This is a genomic window from Pontibacter deserti (assembly GCF_023630255.1).
In the GTDB taxonomy this organism is placed as follows: Bacteria; Bacteroidota; Bacteroidia; order Cytophagales; family Hymenobacteraceae; genus Pontibacter; species Pontibacter deserti.
This window is the reverse complement of the sequence record NZ_JALPRS010000002.1, coordinates 327,598-343,497: the sequence shown is the minus strand read 5'-3', so window position 1 is coordinate 343,497 and position 15,900 is coordinate 327,598. Positions and strand designations below refer to the sequence as shown.

Annotated in this window: 15 protein-coding genes and 1 riboswitch; of the genes, 6 read left to right on the top strand and 9 right to left on the bottom strand. The window is 45.0% G+C overall.

All coding sequences use genetic code 11. The features are described from left to right. Positions 1–141: 141 nt before the first annotated feature. Positions 142–753 carry a NifU family protein gene (locus MJ612_RS13540; RefSeq protein WP_187031330.1) on the bottom strand — a complete coding sequence of 204 codons (612 nt, stop codon included), beginning with the start codon at positions 751–753 and terminating at the stop codon, positions 142–144. Positions 754–973: 220 nt separating this feature from the next. On the opposite strand from MJ612_RS13540, the gene MJ612_RS13535 reads away from it, so the two are divergent. From MJ612_RS13535 to MJ612_RS13525, 3 genes are all read left to right on the top strand, one after another. Beyond that, positions 974–2,359 carry a sodium:proton antiporter gene (locus MJ612_RS13535; RefSeq protein ID WP_187031332.1) on the top strand — a complete coding sequence of 462 codons (1,386 nt, stop codon included), beginning with the start codon at positions 974–976 and terminating at the stop codon, positions 2,357–2,359. 103 nt (positions 2,360–2,462) lie between these two features. Then, positions 2,463–2,780 carry a hypothetical protein gene (locus MJ612_RS13530; RefSeq protein WP_187031334.1) on the top strand — a complete coding sequence of 106 codons (318 nt, stop codon included), beginning with the start codon at positions 2,463–2,465 and terminating at the stop codon, positions 2,778–2,780. After that, on the top strand, positions 2,773–3,450 hold the full coding sequence (locus MJ612_RS13525) for an ATP-binding cassette domain-containing protein (RefSeq protein WP_187031336.1): 678 nt from the start codon (positions 2,773–2,775) through the stop codon (positions 3,448–3,450). The genes MJ612_RS13530 and MJ612_RS13525 overlap by 8 nt, the downstream gene beginning before the upstream one ends. A gap of 1 nt (position 3,451) precedes the next feature. Here the strand turns inward: MJ612_RS13525 and aroC are convergent, their stop codons facing one another. The 3 genes from aroC to queG all read right to left on the bottom strand — a co-directional run bounded on the left by aroC (position 3,452) and on the right by queG (position 7,325). Beyond that, a complete protein-coding gene (gene aroC, locus MJ612_RS13520; RefSeq protein WP_187031339.1) occupies positions 3,452–4,531 on the bottom strand; it encodes a chorismate synthase in 1,080 nt (359 codons plus the stop codon). Next, positions 4,528–5,979 carry a BatD family protein gene (locus tag MJ612_RS13515; RefSeq protein ID WP_187031340.1) on the bottom strand — a complete coding sequence of 484 codons (1,452 nt, stop codon included), beginning with the start codon at positions 5,977–5,979 and terminating at the stop codon, positions 4,528–4,530. The genes aroC and MJ612_RS13515 overlap by 4 nt, the downstream gene beginning before the upstream one ends. 368 nt (positions 5,980–6,347) lie before the next feature. Further along, the gene (gene queG, locus MJ612_RS13505) at positions 6,348–7,325 is read right to left on the bottom strand and encodes a tRNA epoxyqueuosine(34) reductase QueG (RefSeq protein ID WP_187031342.1); all 978 of its coding nucleotides are present in this window, start codon (positions 7,323–7,325) and stop codon (positions 6,348–6,350) included. Between the two features lie 151 nt (positions 7,326–7,476). Between queG and MJ612_RS13500 the strand changes: the two genes are divergently transcribed. Next, on the top strand, positions 7,477–7,914 hold the full coding sequence (locus MJ612_RS13500) for a RidA family protein (RefSeq protein ID WP_187031343.1): 438 nt from the start codon (positions 7,477–7,479) through the stop codon (positions 7,912–7,914). Positions 7,915–7,966: 52 nt separating this feature from the next. On the opposite strand, the gene ruvB is transcribed toward MJ612_RS13500, so the two are convergent. After that, positions 7,967–9,010, bottom strand: coding sequence for a Holliday junction branch migration DNA helicase RuvB (gene ruvB / locus MJ612_RS13495; protein ID WP_187031346.1), 1,044 nt, complete (start codon positions 9,008–9,010; stop codon positions 7,967–7,969). Positions 9,011–9,219: 209 nt separating this feature from the next. Between ruvB and MJ612_RS13490 the strand changes: the two genes are divergently transcribed. Next, positions 9,220–9,708, top strand: a complete 489-nt coding sequence (locus tag MJ612_RS13490; protein WP_187031348.1) for a phospholipase D-like domain-containing protein — start codon at positions 9,220–9,222, stop codon at positions 9,706–9,708. Between the two features lie 285 nt (positions 9,709–9,993). Here the strand turns inward: MJ612_RS13490 and MJ612_RS13485 are convergent, their stop codons facing one another. Next, entirely contained in the window at positions 9,994–11,172 is a 1,179-nt protein-coding gene (locus MJ612_RS13485) for an acyl-CoA dehydrogenase family protein (RefSeq protein WP_187031350.1), read from the bottom strand. Between the two features lie 132 nt (positions 11,173–11,304). Next, positions 11,305–13,776: a TonB-dependent receptor gene (locus MJ612_RS13480; RefSeq protein WP_187031352.1), complete on the bottom strand. Its 2,472-nt coding sequence runs from the start codon at positions 13,774–13,776 to the stop codon at positions 11,305–11,307. A gap of 60 nt (positions 13,777–13,836) precedes the next feature. After that, positions 13,837–13,933: riboswitch (TPP riboswitch) on the bottom strand. A gap of 225 nt (positions 13,934–14,158) precedes the next feature. Here MJ612_RS13480 and MJ612_RS13475 point away from each other — a divergent pair. Continuing rightward, positions 14,159–14,407, top strand: a complete 249-nt coding sequence (locus MJ612_RS13475) for a hypothetical protein (protein WP_187031354.1) — start codon at positions 14,159–14,161, stop codon at positions 14,405–14,407. Positions 14,408–14,473: 66 nt separating this feature from the next. Here MJ612_RS13475 and MJ612_RS13470 read toward each other — a convergent pair whose 3' ends face one another. Together MJ612_RS13470 and MJ612_RS13465 are read right to left on the bottom strand one after the other, a co-directional pair. Then, positions 14,474–15,349 (bottom strand): aldose 1-epimerase family protein, encoded by an 876-nt coding sequence (locus tag MJ612_RS13470; protein WP_187031356.1) that lies wholly within the window; start codon positions 15,347–15,349, stop codon positions 14,474–14,476. A 9-nt stretch (positions 15,350–15,358) separates the two neighbouring features. After that, positions 15,359–15,883, bottom strand: coding sequence for an AAA family ATPase (locus MJ612_RS13465; protein WP_187031358.1), 525 nt, complete (start codon positions 15,881–15,883; stop codon positions 15,359–15,361). Between the last annotated feature and the right edge of the window lie 17 nt (positions 15,884–15,900).

The window sequence follows — 15,900 nt, the reverse complement described above, 5'->3', positions numbered from 1 at the left end:
TATTTATACTGCTAAAGAGAATCTTCCTGTATCAGGTAAGCAACTTTATACCTGAGCCTAGGAGATAGCTTCTTAATTCAGGTAAACAAAAAAGCCGGTTGCTTTCACAACCGGCCTTTTTTATACTCTATACTTCAGGTATTAGATAGATACGCCGTCAGCAACTACTTCTTTTACTTCAGGCACCATACGCTTCAGCAGGTTCTCAATACCAGCCTTTAAGGTTACCGTAGCAGACGGGCAGCCACTGCAAGACCCCTGCAAGTATACAGTTACCACACCATCGTTATAAGATTTGAATGTAATGTTACCACCATCCTGCTCTACAGCCGGACGCACATAATTATCCAGCAAGTCAATCACTTTTTTAACTATAGCCGCATCACCTTCTGATGTTTCGCCGTTAGCAGCAGCTTCGGTTTTAGGTGCAGCCGAGAAGCCTTCGTTAAAGATCGGGCCACCAGCCTCTACATAAGACTTCAGGAACGTGCGCAGCTCAGGTATAAGCTTCACCCACTCCAGGCTCGAATTTTTAGTTACAGTTACAAAATTGCTTGCAATAAATACACGGCCTACATAATCAAAATTAAATAGCTCCTGTGCCAACGGCGATTCTACTGCACTCTCCAGATCCGGGTAATCCACGCTCTGGCCATCAGGCAGCAACTGCACGTTCATCACAAACTTCATTGATTCAGGGTTCGGGTTTGCCTCAGCATATACCGACACCATCTTTTCTTTATTTTCTGTCATGGAAATCTATGTTTTAAGTAAAACTTTGGACCAAGCCTTAAAGTTTCCAAAATTAGGCATTATTTCTTAGAAGTAAAGAGGTATAAGCTGGCTCTGGAACGAGACATAACTAACAATAGGTTATAAAAATTAAACTTGAAATAGCATATAAGTTCAGATGCTCTATCTTTGCCCTGCAACCAAATACATCAGCACTGTCTGATAAATTCACTAAACAACTATGCTAACCAATTTTATCCTGCTTGCCCAAAATATGCATTCGCCGCCAGGCTTTCTGATTATCCCGTTTTTATTGCTGATAGGTATGATTGCAGCTGGCCCTATCTTCTTTGGCCATTTCTGGGAACACAATTATAAAAAAGTAGCCGTAGTGCTAGGTTTAACAGTACTAGGGTACTACCTGTTTGCCCTGCAGGATGTGCACATGCCGATCCATACTTTTTTTGAATACGCTTCTTTTGCTATACTTTTAAGCTCGTTGTACATTGCAGCAGGTGGTATCTATATAAACATTAATGCCAACGCTACACCGGCTATGAACGTAGCCTTGGTAGCCATAGGTGCAGTATTGGCCAATATAGTTGGTACCACTGGTGCATCGCTATTGCTTATCCGTCCGTTCATCCGCCTGAATGTACACCGCATAAAGCCTTACCAGATCGTATTCTTTATTTTTATAGTTAGTAATGCTGGTGGCTTGCTTACGCCGCTAGGTGACCCTCCGCTGTTCATCGGTTTCCTGAAAGGTGTTCCGTTCTTCTGGACACTGCAGCACTTGTTTATGCCATGGATACTGGCAATAGCTATACTTTGCTTTGTATTTTACCTGGTAGACAGACGTAACAAAGTAGCCTATACACCACGCCCTGAAATAGTAGCCAAAAACGAGGAACGTACCGAATTCTATATTAGTGGTAAGCGAAACCTGTTCTGGCTGGCCATTATCATTGGCGCTATCTTTCTTGACCCGAATGTGATAGAAGGGCTGCCACACATAGCTTACGATGGCAACAAATTTTCTTTCCTGCGCGAAATCATTCAACTAACTGCAGCTTTCTTCTGCTTCCGTTTCTCAAGCAAGACAGCTTTGGCCGGTAACCAGTTTAACTTTCACCCAATTCTGGAAGTAATATTCCTGTTTTTTGGTATCTTCTTTACCATGATGCCTGCCCTGCAGCTTTCCGCAGAAATCGCTTCGGCTCCGCAATACGCAAAGTATATTACACCTAACTTCCTGTACTGGGCTACCGGCTCACTTTCCGGTTTTTTGGATAACGCACCAACTTATGCCAATTTCCTTTCTTTAGGTATGGCAAAGTATGATATGGCACAAAACAGTGTGGTAGAGGTACGCCAGTTTGCTACAGGCACAGGCACTGACCCAATTACACTTATACTTTTAGAGGCGATCTCGCTTGCTTCCGTGTTATTTGGTGCATTCACCTATATTGGTAATGGTCCTAACTTTATGGTGAAAGCAATTGCAGAAAGCGCCGGTATTAAAATGCCATCATTCTTTGGCTATGTAATTCGTTACTCTATACCGTTCCTGTTACCGGTTCTTATCCTGATCTGGTTCCTGGTTGTGCAGCTGAGGTTGTTCTAATACAACTGGTATATAAATACAAAAGCGCCGCTTCTGAGATTCAGGAGCGGCGCTTTTGTTTATAATCATTTCTGACTATATTCCATAAAACAAGTTATTACTAATGCACCGCTACAAGCCTTACCTGATATATTACAGAAGCCTGATGAGCTTTGCCCTGCCATTTTCGCTGCTGTCAGGTATAGTTAGCCTGGCTTTTAGTGCAAATAAGCTAATCGGCTTTATCAATGCATTTAGTGTAAGTATTCTGACGGGCAGCTTTTTGCTTGCATTGTTCTTTTATGAACAGCGTTATCAGAACCAGTATTATTTTTACCATAACTTAGGCATCAGCAAAGTTGGGCTTATAGTTGGCTCTTGCTTGCTTAATATAACTATAGTGGTCTTACTGTTCATCCTGAAACTATACTTGTATGCCTGAGAACAAATTGGAAGCGGACAGCATATTTTGCAGCTTCGGACACAGGCAATTGCTTACTGACATATATGTTAGCTGTAAAACCGGCGAGATTGTAGGATTACTGGGCAGGAACGGATGCGGAAAAACAACATTGCTAAAGATTATTTTCGGGACATTGTCTACACACAACAAGCACATCCGGATAAATGGCAAAGTATATCATGAGCCTTATAAAAGTCCTGATTTACTCGCTTATTTGCCACAACACGACTTTTTACCTGTAAATACCAAACTGCACCGAATAATAGATCTGTATCATACAGATCCGGAGAAAAGAGAAGCTATAAAACTGGACGGACGTATACAAAAGCACCTCACAAAATATGCCGATGAGCTCTCGAAAGGAGAACTGCGGTATTTTGAGTTACAACTCTTACTTCAGAAAGATGTAAAGTTCCTGTTATTGGATGAACCCTTTTCAGGAATTGAACCGCTTTATGTAGAATATATTGAAGAACTGCTGCGGTCGCATTTAGGTGATAAAGGCTTTATTATAACCGATCATGATTATCAGTCTGTACTACGCGTGAGCAACAGAATTATATTGCTTTCGGAAGGTTATTGCAGACCCATTACTTACATGAAAGAACTTTACCAATGGGGTTATATTCCAGCAAACGCCCTAAATTAACCTATACTTTATTCGCTTTCTGCCGAAGTATAAAATCAGCTAACACCAATGCGGCCATGGCATCTACAATAGGCACAGCACGTGGCAATACGCATGGGTCGTGGCGGCCTTTGCCTTGTAGCGTTACTTCTTCGCCGGCATCGTTTATAGTTATTTGAGGCTGAAGTATAGTGGCTACCGGTTTAAAAGCGACATTAAAATATATATCCTGCCCGTTACTGATGCCGCCCTGTATACCTCCCGAGTGGTTGGTACGGGTTTTCACATTGCCCTGCGCATCGGTATAAAACTCATCGTTATGTTGTGATCCACGCAGTTTCACGCCTTCAAAACCGCTGCCATACTCAAAGCCTTTTACCGCATTTATACTTAGCATAGCTTTGCCTAACTCAGCATGCAGCTTATCGAAAACAGGTTCGCCCAAACCCGCAGGCACGCCCTGCACTACACAAGTTACAACACCACCAATGGTATCCAAACTGTTACGCGCATCTTCAATCAGGCCAATCATGCGGGCAGCGATAGCTCCATCCGGGCAGCGCACTTTGTTCGAATCTATCTTTCCAAAATCAAGCTTAGAATAATGTTTGCGCAATTTTATACTTCCTACCTGCGACACATAGCCGTTTATAGTGATCCCGTATTGCTGTAACAACTTGGCTGCCAGCGCTCCGGCTGCTACCCGAGCCACGGTTTCGCGGGCGGAACTTCGGCCACCGCCACGGTAATCGCGGGTGCCATACTTGGCGGTATAAGTATAATCTGCATGAGACGGACGGAACGCATGCTCAATATGGCTGTAATCGTGGCTATGCTGATCTTTGTTGTTTACTACCAGCGCAATAGGTGTACCAGTAGTTCTGCCTTCAAAAATCCCTGAAAGTATAGTTACTTTATCTTCTTCCTTGCGGGGCGTTGTAATATCTGATTGGCCGGGACGACGGCGATCCAAAGCAGCCTGAATCTCATCTATACTTATCTCCAGGCCTGCAGGGCAACCATCAATTACAACGCCAACTGCCGGACCATGCGACTCGCCAAAAGTGGTTATCCGGAAAAGCGTACCATAGGTATTGCTCATAGTTTTCTTTTCTTAATAAAAATAAAGCCCGACACTACCAATAGCACCACCAAGATAATGTTGGTATACCGCCTGATATCATCGAACTGGTGCAGACTCACCAGCGTATCGTCTTCGTTGCCGATAATTCTGTAAAAAGGCCCCAGATCGCGTGAGAGTACCAGTGCATCTGTATCGCGGGTACCGGTTATACTTACCGTAAGTTTTGGCCGAAGTGTATCGTAGCGGGCAGTAATGGGATCGAAATAGATCCACTGCATCACATCCTGTAACTTATACTTACCTGGCTCGCGTGGCAGCACGGTGTAGGTAAAGCTTTTGGAACCCAGCACACGACCAGCACGGCGAGTAACATCCTGGCGCACATCAGGGGGGTAAAAGTCTAACCCGGAAGGCGCTTCGGGTACAGGCGGCATAATAGCTGCCAGGTTTCCTTCTCCTTCCACCTGAAACAGGTATGTCAGGCTCTTGTTTACCTGTCCTTTTTGTTGGGATAATTGCTCGCGTAATCTGTAATTACCTACCGGCACAGCATCGCGCAGCGGGTGCGGCGGCAACTGTTTTACTTTTATTTCCCGCTCACGGGCAAAGTATGTCTTATAACCTTCCTGCCTTTCATTATTCAACAGGTTCGGTTTTTTTGCTACTTTATACTTCAGCATTTTAAGCGAGAGCTGCGGAAAACGTATCGGCTGAAGGTTTATAGGGTACAGAACAGATTCGTATAGTTTAAAACGCAGGTAAGGCTTGCCTTCCACCAGCACATTTTCCGGGGTGATCTCTGTAACTTCAAACGCCTCTTCCCAAACGTTTGGCTGCTTCAGTTGTCGAAGTATACCTGTGATCTGGTTCGTGAAATCATAGAACTCCAGCAATTGCTGGTCTTCAGCGGCCAGGTAAAAGTATAACGCTGCTGTAAATCCTTCGCCCACATATACTTCGTTCTTGTTAGTATATAACGTCAGGAAAGCATTATCGTCTTTTTCAATATATTCCGGCTGCGCATCTATGGTTGTTTCAGGCTCCTCCTCTGGTGCGATCAGGTCTGGAACATTGGTACCCGGCGTTACAGTTGCAGTCATTGGTTTTACCACGATAGTAGTACCCGGCGACTGAACTGTCTGGCCGTTTACTTTCATGCTAAAAGGCTTCAGCACAAATTCACCTTCTGCAAGTGGCGCGTAGTTCTGGTAGATCGTCAGAATTTTGGTGGTAGAACCGCCGGTAATTATTGTTTCGGTAGATGAATACTTGGTGCTTTTCTTGAAACCTTCTATTTCGGGGAAGGGGCTGTACTCTTTAAGTGCCTGATCCTGTAGCTTTATGCCGATAGTATAGTACTGGTTAAGCGGCAGCGGGCTTTTTCCTAACGCAATACTGATCTGCTGCGCCAGCAAAGCGCCGGGCAATAAAAGCAGGAACAATAAGGTTAAGAAGATATAACGCATATAAATTAAGTAGAGCGGGGTAACGCTTAATAGCAAATTTAGTAATTTCTGGCAGCACTGTTTCTCAACATTCCAGTCATTTTGCCTTTCCCTACTAAAATGAATTAGTTTACCAAGGATTGCCACTTTTACAACACCTTTATGCAGTGTCTGCGTACTTGTGAAAAGAACGTGATTCTATTACTTTACTGACATGTTGGAATATGTAAAAACCATTTTGCTGAAGGTTAGCTTCGACAAAATGCTGTTTGAAAAGGAACTCAGAAAAGCCTTTAAATTTCTTGTCGCAGACGAGTTGCTGCAATTAAAACAGTGGTGCTACGACCAATTTTCGAGCAGGTACCTGCTAATTATAAACCGCGTTTTCGCTAAGCTTCAGCCATAGGATCAGGCCATTGTTGCTCGCTTTCCTGAACAAATTTAATGTTGCGCAACAACCCGTTGTAGCCGGTGCGCTTCACAGCTGATTTTTTGAACAGCTGTGCAAACACTTCCTGTGTAATCTCCTGCCAGTCGGAAGTTTTCAGGTCCTTTAGCTGCGGATGCGGCGCAAAGGCCGGCTCGTTATGCGGTTTGCTGAAACGGTTCCAAGGGCACACGTCCTGGCAGATATCGCAGCCGAAGATCCAGTTACCGAACTTACCATTCATTTCCTGTGGCAGCTGGTCTTTCAGCTCAATGGTAAAGTAGGAAATGCATTTGCTGCCGTCGACCACGTAAGGCGCAACTATAGCATCTGTCGGGCAGGCATCCAGGCATTTGGTGCAGGAACCGCAATAATCTTTTATAGGTCCGTCATAGTCCAGCTCCAGGTCGATGATGAGTTCGGCAATAAAGTAAAAGCTGCCTACCTGCGGCGTGATCAGATTTGAGTTTTTGCCCACCCAGCCGAGTCCGCTTTTTTTTGCCCAGGCTTTATCGAGTACCGGCGCAGAATCTACGAAGCAACGGCCGCCCACTTCACCTATACTTTCATTTATAAAATCGAGCAGCGTTTTCAGCTTATCCTTTATTACGAAATGGTAATCGGTGCCGTACGCGTACTTCGATATCTTGTAAGTATCCTCGTCAGGTTGTTTTTCTTCGGGATAATAATTGAGAAGCAGCGACACCACAGATTTGGCGCCATCAACCAGCAGGCGTGGGTCCAGGCGCTTATCAAAGTGGTTTTCCATGTAATGCATCTGTCCGTGCATGTTCTGCTTCAGCCAATTCTCCAGACGTGGCGCTTCCTCTTCCAGGAAATCCGCTTTAGAGATACCGCAATACATAAAGCCCAGCTCCTGCGCCTTTTGCTTAATAAGATATGTGTGCTGTGCTTTATTCAATTTTATAATTGCCACCATTTAAACTTTGGTAGCTATACTTCGCAACAAAATTACATCAAAATAAATCCGCATTAAAGTATAGTTCTTCGCAACCCTGCTTAGCTAAAGTATATAGCTGATTGTAAGACTTTTATTAACTTTCGACATCAAACCAAATAATCCTATAACTATGAAAGAATTATTCCCACTATTCATCTTCCTATTACTAGGATGTAGCGCTTTTGCGCAGGGCGTAATGGAGAAAAATGGCAAAGTTTTCCATCTGCACCCCGGCGAAAAAGAGTGGAATTATGCACAGGCTTACTGTAGCGGCAACATGCTTTATATTTCGGGCACAGTTGGCAACGGCGACATGGACAAAGCCATGGAACGTGTTTACAAAACGTTGGAACTGACGCTAAAAAAGTATAACCTGGATTTTACACACGTGGTAAAGGAAAACCTGTATGCGAAAGATATGGAAGCAGTAAAGAAAAACCAGGCTATCCGAAAGAAATATTACGGAACTCATAATCCGGCTGCCACCTGGGTAGAAATCTCCCGGCTTTTTGATGCTGAATCGGTACTGGAAGTAGAATTGATAGCAGAGATCAAGAAAACAGAATAAACAAAAAGAGCAGGCTCATCACCTGCTCTTCTGCTATACTATAATTTATACTTTATTCCTGGTCAAACAAACCACCTGAGGCTTGTGCATGCTGTGGCGGAATTTTACCTAAGTGCCTGTAAGCTGCTTCGGTAGCTTCGCGGCCACGGGCAGTACGTTTAATGTAACCTTCCTGGATCAGGAACGGCTCGTACACTTCCTCAATGGTTTCTGCTTCTTCGCCGCAGGCAGTTGCTATAGTTGAGATACCAACCGGGCCACCTTTATACTTGTCAATAATGCAGGAAAGAATACGTTTGTCCATGTCATCCAACCCGTTATGATCCACATCCAGGGCGTTCAGGGCGAAACGTGCAATCTCTACATCAATGGTACCGTTACTCTTTACCTGGGCAAAGTCGCGGGTACGGCGCAGCAGGTTGTTGGCAATACGCGGTGTACCACGGCTACGGCGGGCAATCTCGAAAGCTGCATCCTCATGTATTGGCGCACCCAGCAAGGCAGATGAACGCTTTACGATAGAAGTCAGCAACTCCGCATCGTAATACTCCAGTCGGCTGTTAATACTGAAACGGGCACGCAACGGCGCAGTAAGCAAACCGGAACGTGTGGTAGCACCAATCAGCGTGAACGGGTTCAGGCTGATCTGTACAGATCGCGCATTCGGACCAGAATCGAGCATGATGTCGATCTTATAGTCTTCCATGGCCGAGTACAGGTACTCTTCCACGATCGGGTTCAGACGGTGGATCTCATCGATAAAAAGTACATCGTTCGGGTCGAGGTTGGTAAGCAAACCAGCTAAGTCGCTTGGCTTGTCCAGTACCGGCCCGGAAGTCATTTTTATGCCTGAATCCAGCTCTGAGGCAATTATATGTGATAAGGTCGTTTTACCAAGTCCCGGAGGTCCGTGCAGTAACACGTGGTCCAGGGCTTCGCCACGGCGACGAGCTGCCATCACAAATATTTTCAGGTTCTCCACCACCTTTGCCTGCCCGGTAAAATCCGAGAAACTAAGCGGACGGAGTGCCTTGTCAATATCGCGTTCGGCTGGCGTCATGTGCTCTTTTTCGCCAGTGAGATAATCTTCTCTCATTCTTTTATTCTCTACTTTACAATCAGCTTTTGCTATACCTAAAGGTAACAGTTCAGGCGTTGCTTTCGCTCCATTTACACCTACGAATTTACGAAATTTTGCTAATTATTTTATAGTATTTTACCATAAATCTAATCTCATTAGCATTACCTGGTTTCTATATCTAAACTAAAGCTGCAAACGTACCTTTCGCTGACTAATTTAACTTTATGCAGCCAAGCATCCAACATATTACCAGCCACGCTTTCTTCAGTCCCGGAGAAGATTGCCTGAACGCCATTATCAGCGCCATAGACGCAGCAACCAGAACAATGAAAATCTGTGTGTTTACAATTAGTGATGACCGGATTACAGAGGCCATAATGCGTGCACACCAGCGCGGGATAAGTATAAAGATTATTACAGATAACGATAAACTACACGACCTGGGATCGGATGTTATTGAAATGGCTGCTCAGGGACTGGAGATCTGGGTGGATAAAACGCGTAACCACATGCACCACAAGTTCGCTATTTTTGATGAACAGCGGGTGCTAACCGGCAGCTACAACTGGACACGCAGCGCCGCTCTTTACAACCACGAGAACATACTTATAACAGACAACGCAAGTATAGTTCAGGACTACAGCCGCGAGTTCGATAAGCTTTGGGATGACATGGTAAAGTATGATCCTGAGGGCGAAAGTAAATTAGTCTGAATCAGGATTTACAGGATTTTAGGATGAGCAGGATTTATACTTGTTGACTGCTCATGGCGCGAGCGTCCTCGCTCATGACTTGCTATAGTTGGGCCTCCGGCCAAGTTGAGTTACAAACTCAACATCATTGAAAGGCACGAGTTACAAACTCGCGCCAGCATTTAAAAAGCTAATAGGCAATAATAATCCTGTCCATCCAAATCAATCCTGCAAATCCTGATTCAGACAAACAAAAAAGGCAGCTACTTTCGCAGCTGCCTTTTATACTTTATACTTCTAGAATCACTATTTAAACGCCTGAATACCGGTAATATCAGCGCCGGTTATTAGCAGATGAATGTCGTGGGTTCCTTCGTAAGTGATCACTGACTCCAGGTTCATCATGTGGCGCATGATCGGGTACTCGCCTGTAATACCCATACCACCATGTATCTGGCGTGCCTCACGGGCAATATGCAGGGCCATGTCCACGCTATTACGCTTCGCCATCGATATCTGCTGGGTAGTTGCCTTGCCTTCGTTCATCAAAGTACCTAAACGCCAAACCATCAGCTGTGCTTTCGTAATTTCAGTCAGCATTTCAGCTAGTTTTTTCTGTGTCAGCTGGAAACCGCCGATCGGCTTATCGAACTGGATACGCTCTTTGCTATACTTTAATGCCGACTCGTAGCAATCGATAGCCGCTCCAATAGCTCCCCACGAAATACCGTAACGCGCAGAATCTAGGCAACCCAACGGGCCACGCAGACCATCAACATTTGGCAACAGATTTTCTTTCGGCACTTTCACGTTATCGAATACCAATTCGCCGGTACAGCTGGCGCGTAAGCTCCATTTGTTATGGATCTCCGGCGTCGTAAAGCCTTCCATGCCACGCTCTACAATCAGACCTTTAATGCGGCCTTCTTCGTTCTTTGCCCAAACTACTGCAACCTGGCACTCCGGAGAATTCGATATCCACATCTTAGAACCGTTAAGCAGGTAATGATCGCCCATGTCTTTGATGTTGGTTACCATGCCGCCCGGGTTAGAACCGAAATCCGGCTCTGTTAAGCCAAAGCAACCCAGCCACTCGCCGCTTGCTAGCTTTGGCAGGTATTTTTTGCGTTGTTCTTCAGACCCATATTTATAGATCGGGTACATTACCAAAGAACCTTGCACCGAAGCCGTAGAACGCATACCAGAATCGCCCCGCTCAATTTCCTGCATAATAATGCCGTAGCTGATATAATCGAGGCCGCCACCGCCATACTCGGTTGGTATAGTCGGGCCGAAAGCACCTACATCACCAAACTTCTTCACGATCTCTGAAGGAAAATGCGCATCCTGAGCCCACCTCTCGATGTTCGGAGATATCTCGCGCTTCACAAAGTCGCGCATCGTCTGGCGGATTAATATATGTTCTTCTGTAAGTAGATCGTCTATGTTAAAGTAGTCAGGTGCTCCTGCTGGTTCGTAAGCCATAGTTTTGGTTTAAAAGGGTTTGAGAAAGGGTAATACGCAAAGTTAAAATTTTAAGTATAACCTGCATGATTTGCACAAACAAAAAAGCCCTGCCAAATGACAGGGCTCCTTTAGCAAAGTATAAACTTTCGTTTAAAATTTCAGGCCAACAGATAACAGGAAGTTGCGCGTAGCTTGCGGGTAATAAAAGTTCTCGGTTACCTGGCTGCCATAAATGTAGCTGTAGGTATAGCCGTTGGCTGCGTATTTCTCATTAAATACATTGTTTACCAACAGCCCAAGCTCCAGCTCTTTCAGCAGGTTTTTGAAACCAACATTGTACCGGAAACGCAGATCTCCAACCCGGTAAGCAGGTATAATGCGGCTCTCATTTTGGGTGTTATCCAGGTATTGTTTGCTTACGGTTTTATAGATAAAGGCAGCCTTTAAACCTTTCAGCACCTCCACCTCCAGCTGGCTGCTCGAGATAAAATCAGGAGAAAAAGCGATTGTTGACTCGGCGTAATAATTCTCATATTGATCGCCTGTATCATAATTATCAATGTACTCCTTAAAGTCATTGATCTTGTTTTCGCTGTAAGTCAAATTTGAACTTAACGTAGCTATACTTCCCAGGCGCAGGCTTCCCGATAATTCGGCACCCTGACGGTAGCTGTCTTTGATATTGGTACGAGTATAAGCTCCCACATCGTTTATCTGCCCGGTTACTACCAACTGATTTTTATAATCCATAAAGAAATAATTCAGCTCCAAGTCAGCAGCAAGCGCTTTATCAGCTATAGTACCCAAACTTAGCTGGCCACGGTAGCCGGCTTCCAGGTTACGTAATGTTTCGTGTTTCGGGCGGCTGTCTGGGGTAGATTCGGTGAAGTCGTCGCGTACAGGCTCGCGGTTGGCAACTGCTACTGAGGCATACAACTGGTGTTCCGGTTCCAGGTTATAAGCTATACCTGCTTTCGGGTTCAGGAAAGTATAATCCACGTCCTGTTCTATACTTTCGAGGTCGTTATCGTAGCCGGTAAATTTATAGTTTATAGTTCGCACCTGCATATCACCAAACACGCTCAGTTTGTCTGTAACGCCGTAAGTGGCTTTGGCAAACATATTGAAGTCGGTTTTCTGCGCATCGTTCTCATAATACCTATCTCGGATGTTGGAAGTAGAAGCATATCGTGCCCAGATAACTTCACCGAAGTGGCGGCCATCGTACCTGTTCCAGGCTCCGCCCAATGTGGCATTCAGCCTAGAATTCGGGTTATACTGCAGCGCATAGGTAGCGCCATAAAAATCGTTATCCAGCCAGCGGCGACGGATGATATCGGAAGTAGTTATCGTTTCATCACCGATCTCTACGTTTGGTAAGCCATAATCTGCCAGGTCGTCTTCAGCCTTAAATTGCTCGTAGTAGCCACGACCATTGGTATAATGCAGTGCTCCAGAAAAAATCAGGCCAGGCATCAGGTCATGCGACAGGTGTAACTGGTAATGGTCCTGCTGGTAGTTATCGGTTTCGTTGTCGTAAGTATAATAGTTATAGGTTCTGCCGGATCTCAGCAAATTTTCCTTGTCTGCACCTTCTATCCAGTTACGGTCAATATAGTCCTGCAGGTCCTGAGCATTGCCGTAAACCAGCGCCTCGGGGGTACCATACCATGCCTGGTAGGTTTGCTCTTTACCAGAAAAAGTAACGAATTTAACGGTAGTTTTATCGCCGTAGTAGCCTCCCGAAAAGTATAGCGACTTCAGGTCAGAAAAAGCACGGTCGATATAGCCATCCGACTTAATGCGTGACAAACGTCCATCAAAAGCGAGTTTTCCATTTATCAAACCAGTACCGAAGCGTACGTTGTTCTTCCAGGTGTCGAAAGAGCCATAGCTGTTATCGGTTTCGGCGTAGGCTTCGCGGCGCACCTGCTGGGTTTGTATGTTTATACTTGCTCCAAAAGCACCGGCTCCGTTCGTTGATGTACCCACACCGCGCTGCACCTGAATATCCTCTACAGATGAGGCAAAATCCGGCATGTTCACGAAAAAGGTACCGTGGCTTTCGGAGTCGTTTATCGGGATGCCGTTTACAGTCACATTTATGCGGGTAATATCAGAGCCACGGATACGGATACCGGTATAACCCACACCCGCACCGGCATCAGAGTTTACTACTACCGATGGCACCTGCTCCAGCAGGTATGGCATGTCCTGACCAAAGTTGCGCTCGGCTATCTGCTCGTGGGTTACGTTAGTAAAAGTGGTTCCTGTTCTTTCGTCGGCGCGGGTAGCCTGAACTATAACTTCGCCAGATTGAAATGTCTGGGCACGTAAAGACAATGTTACATACTCATTTTGCTGCAGGTTTATAGTTGCCTTCTTCTGCTCAAAGCCCAGGAAGCTTACTTTTAAAGTATAGGTACCGACAGGCAAGTTTGTAAACTCAAAGACTCCGTCAGGCCCTGTAGTTGTACCTGTATTGGTGTTATCAAGTACCACACTGGCGCCAGGCAAGGCATTACCGGTGGCACCATCGGTTACGCGCCCGCTCAGATTAAACTGCGCAAGCAATTGCAGTGGCAATAAACACACCGCCAGTGCAAAAAAGAAATTCTTCATTAATAGTTAAAAAGATAAAGTGACACATACAGGTATGCCAGGGGTTAGCATCCTGCTTAATTGTGTTTCCCTTTTGTTTCCCTACGACGGCATTACCCGTACAGGTTCAATGGGTATGATCTCAGCCCGTTATTATAAGGCACCCCTACTACCGGCAAATTTATGGCTTTATTCGGTATTTAAAAAGCCAGTTCTACTCTATCAGAATATATTTATATAATAAAATTCAGATTTATAGGAATTTTTTTAGCCAATAGACAAACCCTTGCAATAAAAGTACGTTTTAAAAGGAACAGGCACATTTTCCTGCAGCTGCTCTTAACTATAGCCAAATCAAGAAGATATGCCAGCTGAACTGATAAATAATTAAGTCGAAAACGTGATGATGATCAGCTTACTGTATACTCTAGCATTGCTTACAATACTGGCATACTATGCTTTTTCGCCTCGCACTAAGTTTAATCACCCGCCATCACAGGACAACGACGATGACGGTGGCGAACCACTTGGCGACGGCTTGCCAGATCTGGATCTCCCACCCGGTATTTCACTTCCGATAAATGATTTTGAACCAAGATATGATTTCAGAACCATAAAATTACCGAAGCTACCGGAACCGTCTTTGCATTAGAATTTAATAGAAAAGCCCCTGCTAAACAAAATTAGCAGGGGCTTTTTGTATAGTTATACTTGTATGTTAAAGTATGGTGATGCTGAAGGTGCGCTCAAAAGCTTGTTTAGGCGCCAGTTCGTGAATACCTTCTTTATCCTGCAACTCTCCTGACTCCCCTACCCGGCTGGCTATACCACACCAGGGCTCAATACACACATACTTTGAGGGACCTGGTTTAGCCCATATACCCAGGTAAGGAAAGCCTTTAAATTCTATTTCTACCGATCGTGGGTTTGTGGTGCTGGATAGCGTTACTTTCTCAGAATTAAGATTTTTGAACACCAGTGCGTCTTTCTCGAAATAGGAATGGTTTAAATGCAAAACACGCTCCTGTTGCAGCACGCGTTCAGTATCGCCGTTTTGCAGGCCTTGTCCGTTCAGCAGGTGGCGGCTTAACGTTTCTTCCTGCTCAAACTCAAGAAAGTAATTCGTGTATTGTTCGTTAGGATAAAAAGGTACATTAAATCCCGGATGCCCGCCTACAGAAAAATACATGGTATGATCATCTTCGCTACGCACCAGGTATGTTACCGACAGCTTGTTCCACTCCAGTTTATATGCAATTAACAGCGTAAATTTAAACGGATATTGCTCCAGTGTTTCGTAGTCGTGGGTTAGCTCAAACACCAGTTTATCATGATGCTTATCTACCAGTTTAAATTCCTTATGACGTGCAAAGCCATGGCGCTTCATGTGGTAGGTCTTACCCTGAAAAGTATACTGAAAATCTGGCACCTCGCCAATGATCGGAAATAAATTAGGAGCATGGCTGGCCCATACATTAGGGTCTGCCTGCCAGATAAACTCCAACTGCTCATCCAGTTTAATAAAATGCTGCAGTTCAGCACCCCGGCTCTCGACACCAACTTTATAGTTTTCGTTCTGTAAGAAGTATAGCATGTTTTAGGTTTATAGTTTGTACTGCCGTAACAAGGCATCAATGTGCTCTACTGCATTTTTAAAACGCTCGTGCTGCTGTCCTGATATCTCGGCAAAAGGAACATTGAGCGCTGCCAGCTCCCGCTTATACCAATCGTAAAAGAACTGGCGAAGGTGCGGATGCTCGCGTTGCGGATCAGGTTCCCAGGGCAAATCAACGCCCATCAGCAGGTAAAGGTTGTAGTCCTGTTGCTGTAAATTTTCAAGTATAAATTCAGGGCAATGGCCAAAGGCGTGTTCGCTCCAGATCTTAAGCACCAGCAGGTCGGTATCAGACACCAGTATTGTACTTGCGTTGGTCTGTGCCTGCTGTTCCAGCTCCAGTTGCCCGCGTGCTATGGCTTCAATATCTTCTAACGTATAATCGCGGTTCAGGCTGCCAATGTAAGTACGGGCGTATTCGGGCACCCACACCGTCTGGTAATGCGTTGCTAACTGCTCTGATAATGTAGATTTACCTGTAGACTCAGGCCCTGTGATTGCGATCTTCAGCATATAACAAAGTACGCTAA

Coding starts and splice junctions, on each gene's coding strand:
- MJ612_RS13540 (WP_187031330.1), bottom strand. CDS start 753: ATGACAGAAAATAAAGAAAAGATGGTGTCGGTATATGCTGAGGCAAAC.
- MJ612_RS13535 (WP_187031332.1), top strand. CDS start 974: ATGCTAACCAATTTTATCCTGCTTGCCCAAAATATGCATTCGCCGCCA.
- MJ612_RS13530 (WP_187031334.1), top strand. CDS start 2,463: ATGCACCGCTACAAGCCTTACCTGATATATTACAGAAGCCTGATGAGC.
- MJ612_RS13525 (WP_187031336.1), top strand. CDS start 2,773: ATGCCTGAGAACAAATTGGAAGCGGACAGCATATTTTGCAGCTTCGGA.
- aroC (WP_187031339.1), bottom strand. CDS start 4,531: ATGAGCAATACCTATGGTACGCTTTTCCGGATAACCACTTTTGGCGAG.
- MJ612_RS13515 (WP_187031340.1), bottom strand. CDS start 5,979: ATGCGTTATATCTTCTTAACCTTATTGTTCCTGCTTTTATTGCCCGGC.
- queG (WP_187031342.1), bottom strand. CDS start 7,325: ATGGTGGCAATTATAAAATTGAATAAAGCACAGCACACATATCTTATT.
- MJ612_RS13500 (WP_187031343.1), top strand. CDS start 7,477: ATGAAAGAATTATTCCCACTATTCATCTTCCTATTACTAGGATGTAGC.
- ruvB (WP_187031346.1), bottom strand. CDS start 9,010: ATGAGAGAAGATTATCTCACTGGCGAAAAAGAGCACATGACGCCAGCC.
- MJ612_RS13490 (WP_187031348.1), top strand. CDS start 9,220: ATGCAGCCAAGCATCCAACATATTACCAGCCACGCTTTCTTCAGTCCC.
- MJ612_RS13485 (WP_187031350.1), bottom strand. CDS start 11,172: ATGGCTTACGAACCAGCAGGAGCACCTGACTACTTTAACATAGACGAT.
- MJ612_RS13480 (WP_187031352.1), bottom strand. CDS start 13,776: ATGAAGAATTTCTTTTTTGCACTGGCGGTGTGTTTATTGCCACTGCAA.
- MJ612_RS13475 (WP_187031354.1), top strand. CDS start 14,159: ATGATGATCAGCTTACTGTATACTCTAGCATTGCTTACAATACTGGCA.
- MJ612_RS13470 (WP_187031356.1), bottom strand. CDS start 15,349: ATGCTATACTTCTTACAGAACGAAAACTATAAAGTTGGTGTCGAGAGC.
- MJ612_RS13465 (WP_187031358.1), bottom strand. CDS start 15,883: ATGCTGAAGATCGCAATCACAGGGCCTGAGTCTACAGGTAAATCTACA.